This is a genomic window from Micromonospora sp. WMMA2032 (genome assembly GCF_002688545.1).
Classification (GTDB): Bacteria; Actinomycetota; Actinomycetes; order Mycobacteriales; family Micromonosporaceae; genus Micromonospora; species Micromonospora sediminicola.
The window spans coordinates 4,153,463-4,173,118 of sequence record NZ_CP024052.1 but is presented as its reverse complement, the minus strand read 5'-3'; the positions used below and the strand labels follow the sequence as shown (position 1 = coordinate 4,173,118).

At 73.7% G+C, this 19,656-nt stretch carries 18 protein-coding genes; 9 read left to right on the top strand and 9 right to left on the bottom strand.

Annotated elements, in window-relative coordinates; translation table 11 throughout:
* Position 1 precedes the first annotated feature (1 nt).
* Positions 2-565 carry a phosphoribosyltransferase family protein gene (locus tag CO540_RS19260; RefSeq protein WP_172967879.1) on the bottom strand — a complete coding sequence of 188 codons (564 nt, stop codon included), beginning with the start codon at positions 563-565 and terminating at the stop codon, positions 2-4.
* 167 nt (positions 566-732) lie between these two features.
* On the opposite strand from CO540_RS19260, the gene CO540_RS19255 reads away from it, so the two are divergent.
* The 4 genes from CO540_RS19255 to CO540_RS19240 all read left to right on the top strand — a co-directional run bounded on the left by CO540_RS19255 (position 733) and on the right by CO540_RS19240 (position 4,984).
* Positions 733-1,362, top strand: coding sequence for a septal ring lytic transglycosylase RlpA family protein (locus CO540_RS19255; protein ID WP_172967878.1), 630 nt, complete (start codon positions 733-735; stop codon positions 1,360-1,362).
* A 68-nt stretch (positions 1,363-1,430) separates the two neighbouring features.
* Positions 1,431-2,558 carry a PP2C family protein-serine/threonine phosphatase gene (locus CO540_RS19250; protein WP_091565993.1) on the top strand — a complete coding sequence of 376 codons (1,128 nt, stop codon included), beginning with the start codon at positions 1,431-1,433 and terminating at the stop codon, positions 2,556-2,558.
* Positions 2,559-2,674: 116 nt separating this feature from the next.
* Entirely contained in the window at positions 2,675-4,531 is a 1,857-nt protein-coding gene (locus tag CO540_RS19245; RefSeq protein WP_099163116.1) for an acyl-CoA dehydrogenase, read from the top strand.
* A gap of 183 nt (positions 4,532-4,714) precedes the next feature.
* Complete coding sequence (locus CO540_RS19240; RefSeq protein WP_013283345.1) at positions 4,715-4,984, top strand: DUF6458 family protein; 270 nt, start codon at positions 4,715-4,717, stop codon at positions 4,982-4,984.
* A 649-nt stretch (positions 4,985-5,633) separates the two neighbouring features.
* Here the strand turns inward: CO540_RS19240 and CO540_RS19230 are convergent.
* Complete coding sequence (locus tag CO540_RS19230; protein WP_099163115.1) at positions 5,634-6,164, bottom strand: histidine phosphatase family protein; 531 nt, start codon at positions 6,162-6,164, stop codon at positions 5,634-5,636.
* 116 nt (positions 6,165-6,280) lie between these two features.
* Between CO540_RS19230 and CO540_RS19225 the strand changes: the two genes are divergently transcribed.
* Positions 6,281-6,571, top strand: a complete 291-nt coding sequence (locus CO540_RS19225; protein ID WP_091565981.1) for a DUF6458 family protein — start codon at positions 6,281-6,283, stop codon at positions 6,569-6,571.
* A gap of 73 nt (positions 6,572-6,644) precedes the next feature.
* On the opposite strand, the gene CO540_RS19220 is transcribed toward CO540_RS19225, so the two are convergent.
* A complete protein-coding gene (locus tag CO540_RS19220) occupies positions 6,645-7,322 on the bottom strand; it encodes a hemolysin III family protein (protein ID WP_099163114.1) in 678 nt (225 codons plus the stop codon).
* A gap of 75 nt (positions 7,323-7,397) precedes the next feature.
* On the opposite strand from CO540_RS19220, the gene CO540_RS19215 reads away from it, so the two are divergent.
* Genes CO540_RS19215 through CO540_RS19205 form a run of 3 tightly spaced genes read left to right on the top strand, consistent with a single transcriptional unit; the run spans position 7,398 to position 9,722 of the window.
* Positions 7,398-8,012, top strand: a complete 615-nt coding sequence (locus CO540_RS19215; RefSeq protein WP_099163113.1) for an allophanate hydrolase subunit 1 — start codon at positions 7,398-7,400, stop codon at positions 8,010-8,012.
* Positions 8,009-8,989, top strand: a complete 981-nt coding sequence (locus tag CO540_RS19210) for a biotin-dependent carboxyltransferase family protein (RefSeq protein ID WP_253866055.1) — start codon at positions 8,009-8,011, stop codon at positions 8,987-8,989. The genes CO540_RS19215 and CO540_RS19210 overlap by 4 nt, the downstream gene beginning before the upstream one ends.
* Positions 8,973-9,722, top strand: a complete 750-nt coding sequence (locus CO540_RS19205) for a LamB/YcsF family protein (protein ID WP_098744178.1) — start codon at positions 8,973-8,975, stop codon at positions 9,720-9,722. Before CO540_RS19210 ends, CO540_RS19205 begins: the two co-directional genes overlap by 17 nt.
* A 62-nt stretch (positions 9,723-9,784) precedes the next feature.
* Here CO540_RS19205 and CO540_RS19200 read toward each other — a convergent pair whose 3' ends face one another.
* On the bottom strand, positions 9,785-11,626 hold the full coding sequence (locus CO540_RS19200) for an NHL domain-containing thioredoxin family protein (protein WP_099163112.1): 1,842 nt from the start codon (positions 11,624-11,626) through the stop codon (positions 9,785-9,787).
* Between the two features lie 229 nt (positions 11,627-11,855).
* Here CO540_RS19200 and CO540_RS19195 point away from each other — a divergent pair, with 229 nt between their 5' ends.
* Positions 11,856-12,110 (top strand): hypothetical protein, encoded by a 255-nt coding sequence (locus tag CO540_RS19195; RefSeq protein WP_099163111.1) that lies wholly within the window; start codon positions 11,856-11,858, stop codon positions 12,108-12,110.
* A 146-nt stretch (positions 12,111-12,256) separates the two neighbouring features.
* On the opposite strand, the gene CO540_RS19190 is transcribed toward CO540_RS19195, so the two are convergent.
* The 5 genes from CO540_RS19190 to pdhA form a co-directional block, all read right to left on the bottom strand.
* A complete protein-coding gene (locus CO540_RS19190; protein WP_099163110.1) occupies positions 12,257-15,220 on the bottom strand; it encodes a hypothetical protein in 2,964 nt (987 codons plus the stop codon).
* 347 nt (positions 15,221-15,567) lie between these two features.
* The gene (locus CO540_RS30415; protein ID WP_172967877.1) at positions 15,568-15,705 is read right to left on the bottom strand and encodes a hypothetical protein; all 138 of its coding nucleotides are present in this window, start codon (positions 15,703-15,705) and stop codon (positions 15,568-15,570) included.
* A 222-nt stretch (positions 15,706-15,927) separates the two neighbouring features.
* Complete coding sequence (locus CO540_RS19185; protein WP_099164841.1) at positions 15,928-17,376, bottom strand: dihydrolipoamide acetyltransferase family protein; 1,449 nt, start codon at positions 17,374-17,376, stop codon at positions 15,928-15,930.
* Positions 17,377-17,381: 5 nt separating this feature from the next.
* Entirely contained in the window at positions 17,382-18,371 is a 990-nt protein-coding gene (locus CO540_RS19180; RefSeq protein ID WP_091565947.1) for an alpha-ketoacid dehydrogenase subunit beta, read from the bottom strand.
* On the bottom strand, positions 18,371-19,549 hold the full coding sequence (gene pdhA / locus CO540_RS19175) for a pyruvate dehydrogenase (acetyl-transferring) E1 component subunit alpha (RefSeq protein ID WP_099163109.1): 1,179 nt from the start codon (positions 19,547-19,549) through the stop codon (positions 18,371-18,373). The genes CO540_RS19180 and pdhA overlap by 1 nt, the downstream gene beginning before the upstream one ends.
* Positions 19,550-19,656 lie beyond the last annotated feature (107 nt).

Sequence of the window (19,656 nt, the reverse complement as noted above, 5' to 3'; positions counted from 1 at the left end):
GTCAACCCTCGGGCAACCGGTCCCCGTCGAGCAGGGCGCGCAGCCGCAACCGCGCGGCGACCTCGGGCGGGCACGTCGCCACCAGCGCGGCGGTGCCGACGACCACGGCGCCGGCGTCGCGGACCACCCGGTGCAGCGCGTCCAACTGCGCCCCGGTGTCGACCCAGTCGTCGACCAGCAGCACCCGGTCGCCCGGCTCCAGCCGCCGGTCGTCCACGCCGACGCGCAGCCGCCGGCCGCGGTGGTCCGGTGGCGTCTCGGCCCACCGCATCGCCCCGACCCGGTGCCGCTCCCCACCGTCCTTGTACGCGGGCACGAACCCGGCGCCGGCGGCGACCGCGACCAGCGGGCCGAGCAGCAGCCCGGTCACCTCGGGCGCGACCACCACGGTCGGCCGCGCGTCGGGGACGAGGGCGGCCAGGGCCGGGCCGACCTCGGCGAGCACGGCCGGGTCGCGCCACCAGCCGGAGAGGTCGCTGACGAGGTGGGTGCTGTCCGGCCCGGGGTCGATCCACCGGAACAGCTCGACCAGGCGACGGCTCAGCACGGCACCATCCTGCGGCATGGAGGCCGACCAGCGCACCTTCCGCCGTTCGGCCGAGTGCGGATGGCTTGATCGGCTACACGTACCCGGGTAAATGCGGGCATAGCACCATGATCACGTTGACTTCGGAAGTGCTTCTCTCGTTACGGTCCGGGCCGGTTTGTTCAGTTGACGAAAGGACCGGGCCGGTGGCTGCTAGGCACCTTCGTACCCGCAAGTTCTCCTCGCCCGCCGGCATCGCCGCCACCGCGGCGGTCGGCGTGGTGCTCGCGGTCGGCGGCACCGTCGGCGCCGTGCAGCTCACCTCCGCCGAGCCCCCGGCCGAGCCGGTCGCGGTCGAGGCCGTGCCGAGCACGCCCGCTCCCACCTCGGCCAGCCCGTCGCCGAGCGCGTCGGCCTCGCCGAGCCTCAGCCCGTCGCCGAAGGTCACCCCGAGCCCGACGGCGAGCCGTACGCAGGCGGCGTCCCGGGGCAAGACCCGGACCGCGCCGAAGCCCACGGCGACGAAGAAGACCACCACCACCCCCAAGGTGGTGGACAGCGGATCCTGCGGCGCCTCGTTCTACGACGAGGGGCAGATGACCGCGAACGGCGAGACGTTCAACCCGAACGCGCTGACCGCGGCGCACAAGACGCTGCCGTTCGACACGAGGGTCCGGGTCACCAACCCGGCCAACGGCAAGTCGGTCGTGGTCCGGATCAACGACCGTGGCCCGTACATCGACGGTCGGTGCATCGACCTGTCCCGCGCCGCGTTCGCGGCCATCGCCTCGACCGACCTCGGTGAGGTGGACGTCCGCTACGAGGTGCTGGGCTGACCGACCTGTCAGACAGAACTTCCGCGACGGACGGGCCAGGTTCATTCACCGCTTCACGTCCATCAGGCATGCTGTCCGATGTACGCACGCAACCCTTCCAGCCGGGCCACGGCCCGCTGAGCCCCGGATCCCGCGCCGGCCTCGGCGCGGCCCTCGCGCTGCTCGCGATCGTCTCGGCCGCGGAGCTGGCCGACGGCCGCCCGGCGCACTATCTCGCCCTGATGGCCGCCGCACCCGTCCTCGCCGGAGCGCTGACGTCCTGGCGGGTGGTGCTCGCCGTGGGCGCGCTGGCCACCGCCGCCGGTGTCGCCTTCGCGGTGGCCGAACGCGGCGCCTCGCTGGTGACCGCGGTCAACGTGGCCACCGTCGCGCTGGTCACCGTGATCGCGGCCGCGACGGCCGCGGTCCGGCAGCGCCAGGCGGAACGGATCAACGAACTGTCCCGGCTCGCCGCGGTCGCCCAGCAGGCGGTGCTGCGCCCGCTCGGCCCGCAGGTCGGCACGCTGGCGGTGGCGGCGCGCTACATCTCCTCCACCGCGACCGCCGAGATCGGCGGCGACCTGTACGAGGTGATGGACACCCCGTACGGCGTCCGCATGATCATCGGCGACGTACGCGGGAAGGGGTTGGACGCGGTCCGGCTCGCCAGCATCGTGCTCGGCTCCTACCGTCACGTGGCGTACGAGCGGGCGGACCTGCGCGCGGTGGTGGCCGACCTGGACCGGGCGGTGGCCCGCAACGTCGGCGACGAGGACTTCGTCACCGCCGCGCTGGTCGAGGAGCGTGGCGGCACCCTCACCATCGTCAACTGCGGGCACCCGCCACCGCTGCTGCTGCGCCGGGGTGCGGTGATCCCGCTGGAGCCGCCGGCGCCCGCACCGCCGCTCGGCTTCATGCCGGTGGTCCGGCCCCGGGTCGAGCGGCTGGAACCGGGTGACCGGCTGCTGCTGTTCACCGACGGGTTGGGCGAGGCGCGGCGGGACGGGGAGTTCTTCCCCACCGCCGACCGGGCGTGGCGGCTGCTCGGCCACGGCACGGTCGGCGACGGGCTCGCCTCGCTGGAGACCGCCCTGGTCGAGTGGGTGCACGGCCGACTCGACGACGACATCGCGCTGGTCCTGATGGAGTACGCGGGCCCGCGCAGCGCCACCGCCGCTCCGGTGCCGAGCTGGGAGGTCGGCGCCGCCGACGGGTGAACCGGAGGTGTGTAATCGCTGTCACTTCCGAGATCGGCTTGTCGATGGCTACCGGTGAGTAATACAGTCTGGAGTTACTGATCGGTAACACCTGTCCGGAAGCGGGGCCAGCGAGCATGACCCACTACAAGAGCAACCTTCGGGACCTCGAGTTCAACCTGTTCGAGGTGTTCGGGGCGGACCGGACGTTCGGCCAGGCGCCGTACACGGACCTGGACGTCGACACCGCCCGCAGTTTCCTCTCGGAGGTCGACCGCCTGGCCCGCGAGGACCTGGCCGCCAGCTACGCGGACAGCGACCGCAACCCGCCGGTCTTCGACCCGGCCACGCACACCGCGCCGCTGCCGGAGTCGTTCAAGAAGTCGTACCAGGCGTTCATGGACTCGGAGTTCTGGCGTCTCGACCTGCCGGAGGCCCTCGGCGGCACGAACGCCCCGCGCGCCCTCTGGTGGTCCCTGGCCGAGCTGGTGCTCGGCGCCAACGCCCCGGTCTGGATGTACGCCTCCGGCCCGTCCTTCGCGCACGTGCTGCACGTCGAGGGCACCGAGGAGCAGAAGACGTGGGCCCGCCTCTTCATCGAGAAGCAGTGGGGCTCGACCATGGTCCTCACCGAGCCGGACGCCGGCTCCGACGTGGGCGCCGGCCGTACCCGCGCGATCCAGCAGCCGGACGGCTCGTGGCACATCGAGGGCGTCAAGCGCTTCATCACCTCCGGTGAGCACGACCTGAGCGACAACATCGTCCACTACGTGCTGGCCCGCCCGGTCGGCGTCGAGGGCGTCGGCGGCCCGGGCACCAAGGGCCTGTCCCTGTTCGTGGTGCCGAAGTTCCACTTCGACGCCGAGACCGGCGAGCTGGGCGAGCGCAACGGCGTCTTCGCCACCAACGTCGAGCACAAGATGGGCCTGAAGGTCTCCAACACCTGCGAGGTGACCTTCGGCGAGCACGGCGTACCGGCCAAGGGCTGGCTGCTGGGCGAGAAGCACGACGGCATCCGGCAGATGTTCATGATCATCGAGTACGCCCGGATGATGGTCGGCACCAAGGCGATCGCCACGCTCTCCACCGGCTACCTGAACGCCCTGGAGTACGCGAAGAACCGGGTGCAGGGCGCCGACCTGATCCAGCAGGCCGACAAGACCGCTCCCCGGGTCACCATCACCCACCACCCGGACGTGCGTCGCTCGCTGCTGATGCAGAAGTCGTACGCCGAGGGCCTGCGCGCGCTGGTCTGCTACACCGCCAGCTGGCAGGACAAGGTCGCGCTCGCCGAGGCGGCCGGTGACGAGAAGGCCACCAAGCTGGCCAAGCGGGTCAACGACCTGCTGCTGCCGCTGGTCAAGGGCGTCGGCTCGGAACGGGCGTACGAGCTGCTCGGCCACGAGTCGCTGCAGACGTTCGGCGGCTCCGGCTTCCTCCAGGACTACCCCCTGGAGCAGTACGTCCGCGACGCCAAGATCGACACCCTGTACGAGGGCACCACGGCCATCCAGAGCCTCGACCTGATCTTCCGGAAGATCGTCCGGGACAACGGCAAGGCCCTGATGGCGGTCGCCGGCGAGGTCCAGGAACACATCACCTCCGAAGCCGGCAACGGCCAGCTCAAGGAGGAGCGGCAGGCGCTGGGCAAGGCGCTCGCCGAGATCCAGAACATCCTCGGTGTGATGACCGGCTGGCTGGGTGAGGCGCAGGGTGGCGACACCCGCGCGCTCTACAAGGTCGGCCTGAGCAGCCGCCGGTTCCTGCTGGCGATCGGCGACCTGGTGGTCGGCTGGCTGCTGCAGAAGCAGGCGGACGTCGCGCTGAAGGCGCTCGCCGGCGAGGTCTCCGCCTCGGACAAGGCGTTCTACACCGGCAAGGTGGCTGCCGCCCGGTTCTTCGCCCGCGAGGTGCTCCCCCGCATCGGCGCCGACCGGCGGATCATCGAGGGCGTCGACCTGGAGATCATGGACCTCCCGGAGGAGGCGTTCTAAGCCTTTCCGGGGTCCTCATCCCCTGAAGCGTCACTCTTCCCCTCACCGACGGCCGGCGGGCGACAGCCCGCCGGCCGTCGGCGTTGCCGGCCCAGGGTGGATAGGCGGCCGGAGGGCGGGTAACCGTCGCGGACCACGACCGGAGCACGCCCAAGGGCCATCGCACGGGGGAGTGCAGCGCACATGGGCATTGGTAGCGCCATCTTTCTCATCGCGCTCGGCGCGATCATGACCTTCGCCATCCGGGCCAACGTCTGGTGGATCGACCTGCGCGCGGTCGGCTGGGTCTTCATCCTCGCCGGGCTGGGCGTCCTGCTGACCACGCTGTGGTTCTGGCAGGACCGACGCAAGCGCGCCCGCACCCTCATCGTGGAGGAGAACCGCCTCTCCCACCCGACCGCGATGATGCCGCCGCCGCCCGACCCGCCCCCGCCGACGGCCCCGCCGTCCTGACGGGCTGCGCCGTCTGGCGTCGGGCTGCGCCGTCTGGCGTGCGCCGTCTCGCGCTGGGGTGCGCTTCCTCGCGCCGGACCGCGTCGGGCCGTCTTGTCCTGCCGGGACGCGCTGTCCACGCCGGCTCTCCGCGCCCGGGCTGCGCCGTCGGGGCTGGGCCGCGACGTGCTCGCGCTGGTTCGGCTGGCTTCCTCGCGCTGGGAGCCCGGTGACTGTCCGTAACCAGCACGGAGGATGCGCCGCTAAATAAGCGATATACCGCTGAGTCATAATTATGACTCAGCGGTATATCGGTCTAAATTCACCTGCCGACCTGCCGACCTGCCGACCTGCCGACCTGCCGACCTGCCGACCTGCCGACCTGCCGACCTGCCGACCTGCCGACCTGCCGACCTGCCGACCTGCCGACCTGCCGACCTGCCGACCTGCCGACCTGCCGACCTGCCGACCCAGCCAAGCGAGGCAGCCAAGCGAGGCCAGCCAAGCGGCGAAGGTCGGCGGCGAGCGCGGTCGGCTCCGCGGTGCCGCGGTGGCTGCGGGCTGGGGACCCGCGGTCCGAGTCGACGAGGCCGCGTGGCGGGCAGGTAGCGGCAGCGGCGACCGGGGCCGGCGTCGCTGGCTGCGGTGAGCGGACCGGAACCTGCGCCGCTCAGCCGCGAGCGGTGTGGCGGGCGGTGAGGGGCGCGCGGGTCAGGTCGGCCCAGCGGGTGGTGTGGCGGTGCACCACCAGGTCGGTGGTGCGCAGGCCGTCCGGATCCGCCCGTTCCGGGTCGAGCAGCGCGGAGAGCAGTGAGATACCCGGATTGTGCGCGACGAGCAGCACCGTGCCCGCCGCCGGGTCGACCGCCCGCACCAGGTCCAGCAGTTCGTCCGGGTGCGCCTCGTACGCCGTCGGTTCATAGCGCACCGCGGGCGTGGACCCGGCCGGCCCGCCCTCGGGCGGGGAACCCGTCATGCCCATCGCCACGCCGTGCCAGGTCTGGCGGGTGCGCCGGGCCGGGGAGCAGAGGACCACGTCGGGGAGCAGTTCGTGCCGGGCCAGCCAGGCGCCGGCGGCCGCCGCGTCGGCGTGCCCACGCGCGGTGAGCGACCGCTCCGCGTCCGGGGCGTCCCGCTCCTGCTCGGCCTTGGCGTGCCGCAGCAACACCAGCGTCCGCTCCCCGTTCCTGCCGTCCGTCATGCGCCCAGCTTGCCTGATTGGCGATCAGAGCGCCTGGGTATGTCGATGTGTGCCGCTACCTCATCCATGGCCGCGGCGGGCAGGAAACGCCAGCAGGACGCCAAGGAGGCGACGTCATGGGCATCGGTGCCAGCATCTTCCTCATCGCGCTCGGCGCGATCTTCGCGTTCGCCATCGACGCCAACCTGGGATGGCTGAACCTCAACGTGGTGGGCTGGGTGCTCATGCTCGCCGGTCTGGCCGGGCTGCTGACCACGCTCTACTTCTGGAACAGCCGCCGCCGGGTGGTGGCCGCGCCGGTGCGCGAGCAGGTCGTCGCCGAGCCGGTCGTGCCGGTGCAGGGCGACCGGGTCGTGCGCGAGGAGTACCGCGAGGTGCGCCGCCCGGGCTCGGGCTACCCGGCCTGACCCGCACAGACCCGAGGGTCCCGCAACGGCGCGGGGCCCTCGTGCGTGTCCGGGGCGCGGTTGCCGGACCGGCTCAGGCGAAGAGCGCGAAGTAGATCGCGATGTGGTGGCAGATCGCCGCGACCAGCGTGCAGGCGTGGAAGAACTCGTGGTGGCCGAAGACGGTGGGCCAGGGGTTCGGCCGGCGCAGCGCGTAGAACACCGCGCCCACGCTGTAGATCGCGCCGCCCACGCTCAGCAGCACCAGCGCGGTCACCCCGCCGCCGTGCAGGATCTGCGGCAGCATGGTCACGGCCACCCAGCCCAGTGCCAGGTAGAGCGGGGCGGAGACCCAGCGCGGCGCGTGCGGCCAGATCAGCTTGACCGCGACGCCGGCCAGCGCGCCGCCCCAGACCAGGGCCAGCATGATCGTGGCGTGCCGGGGGTCCAGCAGCAGGGCGCAGAAGGGCGTGTACGTGCCGGCGATGAACACGAAGATCATCGAATGGTCCATCCGGCGCATGATCTGGTACCCGCGCTCGGACCAGACCCGCCGGTGGTAGAGCGCGCTGGTGCCGAAGAGCCCACAGACGGTGAGGCTGTAGATCAGGCAGCTGACCAGCGGCGCCCAGCCGGGGCGGGTGGCCGCGATCGAGCAGAGCACGATGCCGCAGACGAGCGCGGCGAAGAACGCGTAGGCGTGCAGCCAGCCGCGCATGCGCGGCTTTCCGATGTCGACCGGCCGGAGCCGGAGCGGTGCGGAGGTGGTCACCTCATCAGGTTACGACACCGTAGGTTACTTGCAAGTAGTGTGGACCGTCACGTCGGCTGACGCGAGGATGGCCAGATGCGGATCCGGCCCGTCGGGGCGCACGCCCTGCTGCTCGACTGCGACGACGCCGACCAGGTCGAAGCCTGGCGGGCCGAGCTGTGGCATCGGCGGGACGCCGGCGAGCTGACCGCCCGGGAAATCGTCCCGGCGGCCGTCACCGTTCTGCTCGACGGCGTGCCGGACCCGGCGAGCACGGCCGCGCGGATCGCCGGGTGGCGGCCACGGAACACCGTCGGCGGCGCCGACTCCGTCGAGGTCCGGGTGCCCACCGTGTACGACGGGGCGGACCTGCCCGCCGTCGCCGACCACTGGGGCGTCGACGTGCCCGCCGTGGTGGCGCGGCTGCGGCGTACCGAGTTCCGGGTCGCGTTCTGCGGTTTCGCGCCGGGGTTCGCCTACCTCACCGGGCTGCCCCCGGAGCTGGCCGTGCCCCGGCTCGCCACCCCGCGTACCCGGGTGCCGGCCGGCTCGGTCGCGCTCGCCGGCCCGTACGCGGGGATCTATCCCACCGCGTCGCCCGGCGGCTGGCTGCTGGTCGGGCGGACCGACCTGCCGCTGTTCGACGTGCACGCCGACCCGCCGGCCCGGCTCACCCCCGGCACCCGGGTCCGGCTGGTCGAGACCTCATGATCGAGGTGCTGCGGGCCGGCCCGCTCACCACCGTGCAGGACCAGGGCCGACCCGGCTGGGCCCACCTCGGCGTGCCCCGGTCCGGCGCGCTCGACCCGGACGCGCTGCGCCTGGCCAACCGGCTCGTCGGCAACCCCGAGCACGCCGCCGGCCTGGAGATCACCCTGACCGGCTGCGTGCTGCGCGTCACCCGGGCGGTCGCCGTCGCGCTCACCGGCGCTCCCGCCGACGTTCTGGTCGAGTGGCCGCCGACCGGCCCGGCCACCGTGCCCGGGCCGATGGCCGCCGACCGCCGCACCGGCCGCGGGACCGTCGAGGCCCGAGCCCAGGTGACGGCGGGTACGCGACGGCCCGCTCACATGACGGCGGGTACGCGACGGCCCGGTGACGTGGGTCGGCCTCTGGCACTGCCCGCCGGGGCGGTGCTGCACGTCGGCCCGGCTCGCGCCGGGGTGCGGACCTGGCTCGCGGTCAGCGGCGGGATCGCGGTCGAGCCGGTGCTCGGCAGCCGGGCCACCGACACGCTCTCCGGGCTCGGACCGCCGCCGCTGCGCGACGGCGACCGGCTGCCGCTGGGCACGCCGGCCGGACCGCCGGCCCCGGTCGACGTCGCCGTCAACCGGCCGGTGCCGGCCGAGGTGCGGCTGGCCGTGCGCCCCGGCCCCCGGCAGGACTGGTTCACCCCGGCCGCGTTCGACCTGCTGTGCCGCGACGCGTACACGGTGGGTCCGGACAGCAACCGGGTCGGCGCGCGGCTGGCCGGCGCGGCCCTGCCCCGCGCGGTGGCCGGCGAACTGCCCAGCGAGGGCCTGGTGCTCGGCGCGGTGCAGGTGCCGCCGGACGGCCAGCCGCTGGTCTTCCTCGCCGACCACCCCACCACCGGCGGCTACCCGGTCATCGGGGTGGTGGACGACGTGACAGCGCTCGCCCAGGCCCGCCCAGGGACTACGGTGAGGTTCCATGGACCTCAACGCTGACCTGGGTGAGGGATTCGGCAGCTGGCGGCTCGGCGACGACGAGGCGCTGCTCGGCCTGATCAGCTCCGCCAACGTGGCCTGCGGCTTCCATGCCGGCGACGCGGCCACCATGCACCGGGTCTGCGCCGCCGCCGCCGAACGTGGTGTCGCGGTCGGCGCGCAGGTCGGCTACCGGGACCTCGCCGGCTTCGGCCGGCGGCACATCGCCTACGACTTCGCCGAGCTGCGCGACGAGACGATCTACCAGCTCGGCGCGCTGGACGCGTTCTGCCGGCTGTACCGCACCCGGGTGCGCTACCTGAAACCGCACGGCGCGCTCTACCACGCGGCGGCGTGCGACGAGGCGCAGGCCGCCGCGCTGGTGGCGGCGATCAGCGGGTACGACCACGAGCTGCCCGTGCTCTGCCAACCCGGCACGGTGCTCGCCCAGCTCGCGGCCGGCGCCGGCCTGCGGGTGGTGGCCGAGGGCTTCGCCGACCGCAACTATCTGCCGAACGGGACGCTGGTGCCCCGCAGCGCCCCGAACGCGTTGGTGACCGACCCGGACCAGGTCGCCGTCCGGGCGGTGCGGATGGCGGTCGAGCGGACCGTGGTCGCCGTCGACGGCAGCGTGGTCCCCTGCCCGGTCGAGTCGATCTGCCTGCACGGGGACACGCCGGGGGCGGTGCGGTGCGCGGAGCTGGTGCGCGCCGCGCTCATCGACGCGGGGGTCACGCTCACTCCGTTCGCGTGAAAGGAGGGGTCCCCTGTTAACGCATTCTGCATAACAAGGGGCCCCTCCCAACACTCGTCAGGTCAGGACTCGTCCAGGCCGCGCAGCACCAGCGGGAGACGGGCGGCGCCACCGGCCACCACCCGCACCGGTACGCCCCAGTCCTGCCGGGTCAGGTGGCAGGCGGCGTGCTCGACGTCGGCGTCGCACGTCGCCGCCTGGGCGGTCACCTGCAACACGCCCTGCGCCACGTCCCCGCTGACCACCAGCCGGCGGGACAGGTCGGTGGTCGTGCCCGCACCCTCCACCAGCAGTTCCGGCGGGGACGCCGACACCACCAGGCGGGTCGACGGCCCGTACGTCTCGTCGAGCTTCTGCCCCGGCGACGGCGTGAAGATCACGTCGAGCGTCAGCTCGCCCGCGGTCACGTCCGTGGGTCTGCGCTCCAGCCGGTGGCGCGGGCCCTGTACCGTGTTCGCGCCCGCCGCGGTCAACGCGCCCGGCGCCAGCCGGGTCAGCCGGTGCGCGGCCGACTCGACCACCAGCACCTCGCCGTCGGCGGTGAGCACCAGGTCGCTCGGCTCGGCCAGCCCGTCGGCCACGGTGCCCACCTGCCCGGTCTCCGGGTCGAAGCGACGCACCGCGCCGTTGTACGTGTCCGCGATCAGGACCGAACCGTCGGGCAGCGCGCACACCCCCAGCGGATGTTGGAGCAGCGCCTGGTCGGCCGGGCCGTCGACGTGCCCGAAGTCGAACAGGCCCTGGCCCACGGCGGTGTGCATCTCGCCGGCCTCGACCCAGCGGATCGCGCTGGTCTCGCTGTCGGCGATCCAGAGCCGGGCGCCGTCGGCCGAGACGGCGAGCCCGGACGGCTGCGCCATCCAGACGTCCGGCAGCGGCCCGTCCCGCAGCGCCTCGACCGTGGTACCGGCGTACATGCCGGCGGTCCGCTTGATCGGGTCGAACCACCAGAGCTGGTGGATGCCGGCCATCGCCACGACCACCCGGTCGTCGTACCAGGCCACGTCCCAGGGGGAGGAGAGGTCGACCGAGCGCGCGTCGTGGGCGTGGTCGTCGACCGTCGAGCGCCACTGCCGCCCGGTGCCGGCCACGGTGACCACCTCGCCGGTCTCCAGCCGTACGCCGCGCAACAGGTGGTTGACCGTGTCCGCGACGACCAGGTCGTAGCCGGCGACCTCGGCCACGTGCGGCGGCAGCAGGCACAGGCCCTGCGGCTCGGCGAACGTCGCGCCCTCCGCCGGGCCGTCGGTGCGGCCACGGGTGCCGGTGCCGATCCGGCGGACCACCGTCTCCGCGTCCGGGGCCAGCTCGACCACCGAGTGTCGGGCGGAGTCCGAGACCAGCAGGTTGCCGCCGTCGAGCGGCACAGCCTTGCCGGGGAAGCGCAGCGCCGTCTCCGGCTCGGCCGGCGGTACGTACGGGCCCTCGCCCCGGTGCAGCGTGCCCTTCGCCTCGTGCGTGGCGATCAGGTCGTCGACCAGCCGGGCCAGGCCCTCGGCGTGCCCCTCACCGGCCATCGTGGCGACCACGTAGCCCTCGGGGTCGACCACCGACAACGTCGGCCACGCCTTGGCGGCGTACTGCTGCCACATGTCCATCTCGGGGTCGTCGAGCACGGGGTGGTGCACGCCGTACCGCTCGACGGCCGCGGCCAGCGCGTCCGGGTCCTTCTCGTGCTCGAACTTCGGCGAGTGCACCCCGATCACGACCAGCACGTCGCCGTACTTCTCCTCGAGCGGGCGCAGCTCGTCGAGCACGTGCAGGCAGTTGATGCAGCAGAAGGTCCAAAAATCGAGGACGACTATACGACCTCGAAGGTCCCGCAATGTCAGATTTCGTCCGCCTGTGTTGAGCCAGGCTCGGCCGCGAAGTTCGGGCGCTCGTACGCGGGGCGAGGTAGCCATGTGCCAACCCTCCCACGGCGTTGCCGAGGGAGGCGCGGGGGATCGGTCAACGTGATGCGGCGAACGGCAGCGGATCAGGCGGTGTCACGGCCCGAGACACCTACAGGACTATGAGAAGAGGCCCCGGAACGTCACTCGTGACGCCTTCCGTAACTCGCTCTGCCCTTCGCGGCGCTCCCCCTGCCCAGGACGCAAAAGACCTGCCCGGGTCGGGTGCCATGCTGGCGGTGTGAGCGAGCTGACCCGGGACGAACTGCTTGCCCTCCTGCGCGTTGTCATGCCGATTCAGGCCGAGGTGATGCTGAACCGGCTCGGCGACAAGGCGGTGCGGAAGATGGCCGACGCCTTCGGCGACTTCGAAGAGCTGTCTTCGGTAGCGCCGGACTCCGCTCGCGTCATTCAAGGGCTCGAAAGGCTCAACCACCGCTTGCGGCTGGCGATGGGTGAGGCGGTGCTACCGGACGATGCCCGGCCACTCAGGTGACCGGGCATCGCGTTCAGCTCGGGGTTACCGCTGGCGGAGTTCCCCGCTGCCGCCCGAGGCGGACAGGGACGCCCCAGTGAACGGACGCACACCGGGCAACGCGGAGCGCCCGCCCCGGCTGGGGACGGGCGCTCCGGGAGTACGGGTTACTGACCGGCCGGCTTCAGGCAGAGCACCCGGTTGGTGCCGCCGCCCTGGAGGTCGACAGTGGGCTGGGACAGGTCCGCGCACTTGTCCTTGTTGTCCACCTTCGACACCACGGTGAACGCGCCCTGCTCGCCGCAGTCCGCGGCCACCGCGCTCTGCCCCGACTGCTTGATGCAGGAGCCGACCGCCGGGTCGAAGCCCGCCGGCTTGTCGTCACCCACCTTGCCGAGCAGGGTGAGCAGGCCGAGCGGCACGGCGAGGATGAGCACGGCCGCGACCAGCACGGCGGCCAGCACCCGGCCGTTGCGCACCTTCGGCGTGGGCGCCTCGGTCTTCGGCTCGGCCTCCGGCTTGAACGCGTCGAACCGGCCCTGGTCCTGATCTCCGGACGGACCGTCGGGGGACCAGGCCGGCGGGGCCTGCTGCGGCGGCGGCGGGAACGCGGGCGGGAAGCCGCCCGGCTCGCCGCCCTGACCGGGCACCGCGACCGAGGCGCGTCCACCGGCCGGCGGCCCGTAGCCGTCCTGCGGCCCGCCGAACGGGTCGGGACGCCCACCGGGGCCGCCGAACGGATCCTGCTGGCCTCCGGGACCGCCGTACAGGTCCTGGTTGCCGTACGGGTTCTGCGGACCGCCGGTGCCGCCGAACGGGTCGCGCGGGCCGCCGGGCTGCTCGCCGTGCGGGTGGACGCCGTTGGCGGGACGGTCGTTGCCGGGTGGGTCGACGAAGGACGGTACGCCCATCGGGAAGGGCGGCGGGGCGGCCGGTGACGATTGCGGCGCGTCGGCGTATCCGTGCGGCCCGTCGTCGTCCGGCCGCGACTGCGGCCCGGCGAACCCGGACGGACCGTCCTGCCGCGGGCCGTCCGGCCCGGGGTAGCCGGACCGGTCGTCCTGCCGCGGGAACCCGGGACGGTCGTCGTGCCCGGGGAACCCGGAGCGGTCGTCGTGTCCGGCGAACCCGGAGCGGTCGTCCTGCCCGGCGAACCCGGGACGGTCGTCCTGCCCCGGGAAACCGGGACGGTCGTCGGGCCCGGCGAAGCCGCGCGCGTCGTCCGGGCGGGACTGCGGGCCGCCGAAGGCGGGTGCCTCGTCCGCCTCGGGAGTCTCGTCGGGCTCCGGTCGGGCCGGCCGGCCGTACACCCGGGGCTGCGGCGCCGGTGCGCCGGTCGGGTGCAGGGGCTGGTCGGACGGCGGGGTGACCCGGCTGGTCATCGGCACCGACGCGCTGGCCGAGACCGGGCCGGACTCGGGCGACGTACGCGGGCCCGGCACGGCCGGGCCGGCGGGCGACTGCGGCTCCTCGTGCCCGGGGCGGGCCGCGCCCCAGCCGGCGTCACCGTGCTCCGGCTCGTACGCCTGGGGTTCGCGCTCGGCCGGTGCGTAGGGCGCGGCCGGGTGGTCGGCGGGCGGCGAGGCTGCCAAAGCCGCGCCCGGCACCCGCCGCTGCTCCTGGGCGGGCAGCGGCACCGCGTTGCCGGCGGAGATGCCCGGCGCGGGCGCCGGCTGGTAGACCGGCGCGCTCTCGGGCTGCCAGCCCGGCGACGCCGCCTGACCGCTCTCGTCGGCCCGTCCCCAGGCCTCGTCCGGCGACCACGGCTCAGCGTCCGGCACGGCCGGGCGCTCGGCGCCGCGCTCGTCCTGGTGGCCGCGCCGGCCGTCCGGCTCCGGTACGGACACGCTGGCCCGGGCCGACGACTCGGCGGCGGCTCCCCAGGCCGGCTGCGCCGGCTCGTCGGTCGGCCGCTCGGGCTCACGCTGCTGCGGCACGGCGGAGGCGCCGCTCCACCCGCCGGCGGAGCGGGACTGCTGCTCCGGACCACCCCAGGCCCCCGGCTGCGGTGCTTCGGCCCGGCCGCCGGCGGCCCAGCCGCCGGAGCGGTCCGGGTCGTCGTCGCGGGTGGACTCGTCCCAGCCACCGGACCGGCTCTCGGCCTGCGGAGCGGGCCATCCACCGGAGCGGTGCGGGTCGTCCTCGGCGCCGGTCGGGCGGTTGTCCTGGTCGGACTGCTCCTGGTTGGACCAGGCGTCGGGCCGGGCGGTGCCGGGCACGGAGACCTTGGCGGCGGCACGGGCGGGCGGCTCTGCGGGCGGCCAGGTCGCGCCGGTCTGCGGGCCCGGCGGGGTCCAGGCCGGCTGGCTGTCGCGGGGCGTCCAACCGCCGGAGCGGTGCGGGTCGTCGCCGGCGGGCTGCTCGTCGCGCGGCGTCCAGCCGCCCGAGCGGTTCGGGTCGTCCGGCTGGGCGGCGGCGCCGACGGCCCAGCCGCCGGAGCGGCCCGGGTCGTCGTCCTGCTGCCCGACGCCCGGGGTGAACCCGCCGGAGCGGTGCGGGTCGTCAGCGCCGGCCGGGGTGGCCCAGGACTCGTTCGGCACGGTGGCCGGGGCCGGGACGTAGCCGGTGCCGCGGGCACCCGCGTCGCCGGACTGGGCCCACGCCGGCTGCTCGCCGGAGGATCCGCCGGCGTTCCACGTGGGACTGTTCTGCTCGGTGGCCCAGGCCGGGGGCGCCGGCTCGGCGGGACCGCTCGGTGGCGCGGCGGCCCATGCCGGCGGCGCCGGTTCGGTGGACCGCTCCGGGCCGGGCTGCTCGGGCGTGGCCCACGTCGGGTTGCCCGGGCCGGACGCGGCCCAGGCCGGCACGCCCTGCTCGGGGGCCCCCCAGGCGGGCTGCTGGCCCCGGCCGCCCTGGTCGGCGGGCGGCGGAACCTGGGCGCTGGCCCGGCCGCTGACCGGCTGGCCCGGGGGCGGGCCCCAGGCGGGTGGCTGGTCGTCGGGCGCGGCCCAGGCGGGGGCCGGCTGGGTGGGCCGACCGGCCGGCGGGGGCGGGGCCCAGCCGAGGTCGGACGACCCGTTGTACCCGTTGTCCTGCTGCGCCGGCTGATCGCCGTACGGCACCGGTCCGCCGGTGCCCGGCGACACCTCGCCCGGCTCCTGGCCGGGGCGGTGCGGAGCCTCGGACGTCATGGGTGCGCCTCCTCCATCACAGGTCGGCCGCCGATGCCGGTCGGGAACCGTCGGCATGGCCACCGGCGTCGCCGGCGGGTACCGGCCGTGCGGGCTCCCCGCACCGTATCCGGTGGTCGCCCGAAGGCGCTCGGGGGAGCCTCAGCCGCCACCGAGAGTCACCGGGCGACGTCGATGGGTTTCGCTTCCCGCGTCGGTCCGGAGGCAGTCGGTTGGCGACCGTGCCAACCGTACCGGGCGGTGCGGCGGGGTGGAATCCCGGTGCCGACCGACCCGGATACGCCGAAGACCCGCCCGGCGTGCCGGGCGGGTCTTCGAACTGGAGGAGGTGAGAAAGGTCGGTGGCGTCAGCTCATGTGACGCTGGGCGATGGCGAGAAGCTCGTTCCGGACCGCGGGCGAGTTGGCGGAACGCAGGGCGTGCTCGATGGCACGGGCCCGGCGGTTGGCGTCGCGGCGGGTGCGGATTCGCTCGATCATGCTCATCTTGGGTCTCCTCCTGGCTATTCGGTTGTCAGCCCCTTGATGTCTCTATTGAAGCGCATGAGGCCGCCGAGCGCCATCGATTATTAGGTGAGCTGAACCACGTACCTAAGGATCGTAGGTCAGATGCCCTCATGGGCCGATGATTTCGCCTCCCAACGGCAACGGCCGGTGTGCCGGGCGTTCACCCGTGGCACACCGGCCGTCGACCGGAGCGGTGGTAGGTCAGGTCCAGGCGAGCAGCGCCGCCTCCGGGTCGGCCAGGAAGTCCCCGATGTCGCGGAGGAACTTCGAGCCCAGCTCACCGTCGATGATCCGGTGGTCGAAGGAGAGCCCCAGCGTGGTGACCAGGCGCGGCTTCACCTTGCCCTTGTGCACCCAGGGCTGCTCCCGGACCGCGCCGAAGGCGAGGATCGCCGACTCGCCCGGGGGCAGGATCGGCGTACCGGTGTCGACGCCGAAGACGCCGACGTTGGTGATGGTGAGCGTGCCGCCGGACATGTCCGCCGGGGAGGTCTTCCCCGACTTCGCGGTCTGCACCAGGCCGGTCATCGCGTCCGCCAGCTCGCGCAGCGAGAGCCGGCCGGCGTCCTTGATGTTCGGCACGATCAGGCCCCGCTCGGTGGCCGCCGCGATGCCCAGGTTCACGTACTCCTTCACCACGATCTCGTCGCCGGCCCAGGTCGAGTTGACCATCGGGTGGCGCTTGACCGCCAGCAGCACCGCCTTGGCGACCAGCAGCAGCGGCGAGACCCGCACGTCGCGCCACTCCCGCCGGTCGCGGAGCCGGTCCAGCGCCTTCATCGCCCGGGTCACGTCGACGGTGAGGAACTCCGTCACGTGCGGGGCGGTGAACGCCGAGCGGGCCATGTTCTCCGCGGTCAGCTTGCGTACCCCCTTGACCGGGATGCGCTGCTCGCGGTCCGCGCCGAAGCTCGCGACCGACGTCGCCGGCGCGGTGACCGTCAGCGGCTCGGCCGCCGCCGGGGTCCCGCTCGCCGCCCGCTGTACGTCCTCCCGGGTGATCGAGCCCAGCGGACCGGAACCGGTCAGCGTGGCCAGGTCGACCCCGAGGTCCTTGGCGAGCTTGCGGACCGGCGGCTTGGCCAGCACCGGACCGGAGGCCCGGCCGTTGCCGTTCACCGCCGGAGCGGGCGCGACGGGGGCCGGCACCGGCGCGACCGGCGCCGGGGCGGCGGCCTGGGCCGGCACGTCGCCCTTGCGCGCCCGGCGCTTGGCCGGAGCGTTGCGCGGGCCGTAGCCGACCAGCACGGCGGTCCGCCCGCCCGGGGCCGCGCCGCCGATCAGGCCCGGCTCGACCATGCCCTCGGCGGGCGCGACCTCGACCGCGGCCAGCGAGGCGGCCGACGGGGTCGGCAGCGCCGACGCCGGGGCACCGGTCGTCGACTCCTCCACCGGCCCGGCGCCCGGGTCGGTGTCGATCGCGATGATCGGTACGCCGACCTCGACCGTCGAACCCTCCGGGTGGAAGATCGCCTGCACCCGGCCGGCCCACTTCGCCGGGATCTCGACCGCCGCCTTCGCGGTCTCCACCTCGACGATCGGCTGGTTCAGCTCGATGTCGTCGCCCACCTTGACCAGCCAGGCGAGGATTTCGCCCTCGGTCAGGCCCTCGCCCAGGTCGGGCAGGTTGAACGTCTTGATCCGGGACATGTCGCTCACCAGCCGAAGGTGCGGTCGACGGCGTCGAGCACCCGGTCGAGGTCGGGCAGGTACTCCTCCTCCACCCGGGAGGCCGGGTAGGGGGTGTCGAAGCCGGTCACCCGCAGCACCGGGGACTCCAGGGAGTAGAAGCACTCCTCGGTGACCCGGGCCGCGATCTCCGACCCGAGGCCCAGGTTGCCCGGGGCCTCGTGCACGACCACGCAGCGGCCGGTGCGCCGCACCGACTCGTACGCGGCGGTCAGGTCCAGCGGGGACAGCGTGCGCAGGTCGACGACCTCCAGCTCCCGGCCGTCCTCGGCCGCGGCGGTGGCCGCGTCCAGCGCGGTGCGCACCATCGGCCCGTAGGCCAGCACGGTGGCGTCCGTGCCGGGCCGCGCGACCCGGGCCGAGTGCAGCGGGTACGCGTCGGCGAGCGGCGCGTCCAGGTCGACCGGACCCTTCTCCCAGTAGCGCCGCTTCGGCTCCAGGAACACGATCGGGTCGTCCGAGGCGATGGCCTGCTGGATCATCACGTACGCGTCCTGCGGGTTCGCGCAGGTCACCACCTTGAGGCCCGCGGTGTGCGCGAAGTAGGCCTCGGGCGACTCGGAGTGGTGCTCCACCGCGCCGATGCCGCCGCCGTAGGGGATCCGGATGACCATCGGGATCCGCACCTTGCCCTGCGAGCGGTAGTGCATCTTCGCCACCTGCGACACGATCTGGTCGTACGCGGGGTAGACGAAGCCGTCGAACTGGATCTCACAGACCGGCCGGTAGCCGCGGATGGCCAGGCCGACCGCGGTGCCGATGATGCCGGACTCGGCCAGCGGGGTGTCGATCACCCGCTGGTCGCCGAAGTCCTTCTGCAGGCCGTCGGTGATGCGGAACACGCCGCCGAGCTTGCCGACGTCCTCGCCCATGATGACGACCTTGGGGTCGTTCTCCAGGGCCCGCCGCAGGCCGGTGTTGAGCGCCTTGCCGAGGGTGAGCGTCTCCGTGGCCATCAGTGGGCGCTCCCCTCGAACGACTCCATGTACTGCGAGAACCGGGCCCGCTGCTCGTCCAGCTCGGGCGACCCGTGCGGGTAGACGTGGTCGAACATGCTGACCGGCTGCGGGTCGGGCATGGTGAGCACCCGCTCGCGCAGGTGCACCGACTCGGTGCGGGCCTGCTCGTCGACCTCGGTGAAGAACGACTCGTCGGCGATCTGCTGCTTGAGCAGGAACGCCTTCATCCGGGCGATCGGGTCCTTGGCCTGCCACGCCTCGACCTCGCTGGCGATCCGGTAGCGCGTCGGGTCGTCGGAGGTGGTGTGCGCGCCCATCCGGTAGGTGTACGCCTCGATCAGGCTCGGCCCCTGGCCGTTGCGCGCGTTGTCCAGCGCGTGCCGGGTCACCGCGTACGACGCGAGCACGTCGTTGCCGTCCACCCGGACGCCGGGGAAGCCGAACCCGCCGGCCCGCCGGTAGAGCGGGACCCGGGTCTGCCGCTCCAGCGGCTCGGAGATGGCGTACTGGTTGTTCTGGCAGAAGAACACCAGCGGGGCGTTGAAGACGCTGGCCCAGACGAACGACTCGTTGACGTCGCCCTGGCTGGTGGCGCCGTCGCCGAAGTAGGCGATCACCGCCTCGCCGTCCTCGCCGCCGGTCTTGCCGTCCATGGCGACACCCATGGCGTACCCGGTCGCGTGCAGGGTCTGCGCCCCGATCACGATCGTGTACATGTTGAACTTGAACTCGTTCGGGTCCCAGCCGCCCTGGTCCACGCCGCGGAACAGGCCCAGCGGCATGATCGGGTCGATGCCGCGGCAGTAGAGGACGCCGTGCTCCCGGTAGGTGGGGAACGCCATGTCCTGCGCGCGCAGCGCCCGGCCGGAGCCGACCTGGGCGGCCTCCTGGCCCAGCAGGCTGGCCCACAGGCCCAGCTCGCCCTGGCGCTGCAGGGCGGTGGCCTCGGCGTCGAGCTTGCGGACCAGGACGAGGTCGCGGTAGAGCCCGCGGTACTCGTCGTCGGTGAAGTCGACGCGGTACTCGGTCCCGTCCGGGCCGAGCGCGGTCTCGATCCGCTCACCCTCGGGGGTGAGCAGCTGTACGAGTTCCGGTTCGCCGGTCGCGGCGGTGCGCCTGGTACGGGGTGCGGCCCGCTTGCTGCGGGTGGCGGCCCCGGGGTCGCCCTTTGCCATCCGTCTCTCCCTGTCTGTCTGCGCCGGCGCCGGGGGTGACCCGAGCCGCGCACCTCGTGCGCCCGCCCGGCTGCTGCCGGGTCGGTCCCTGGCGACCGCGCCTAGCC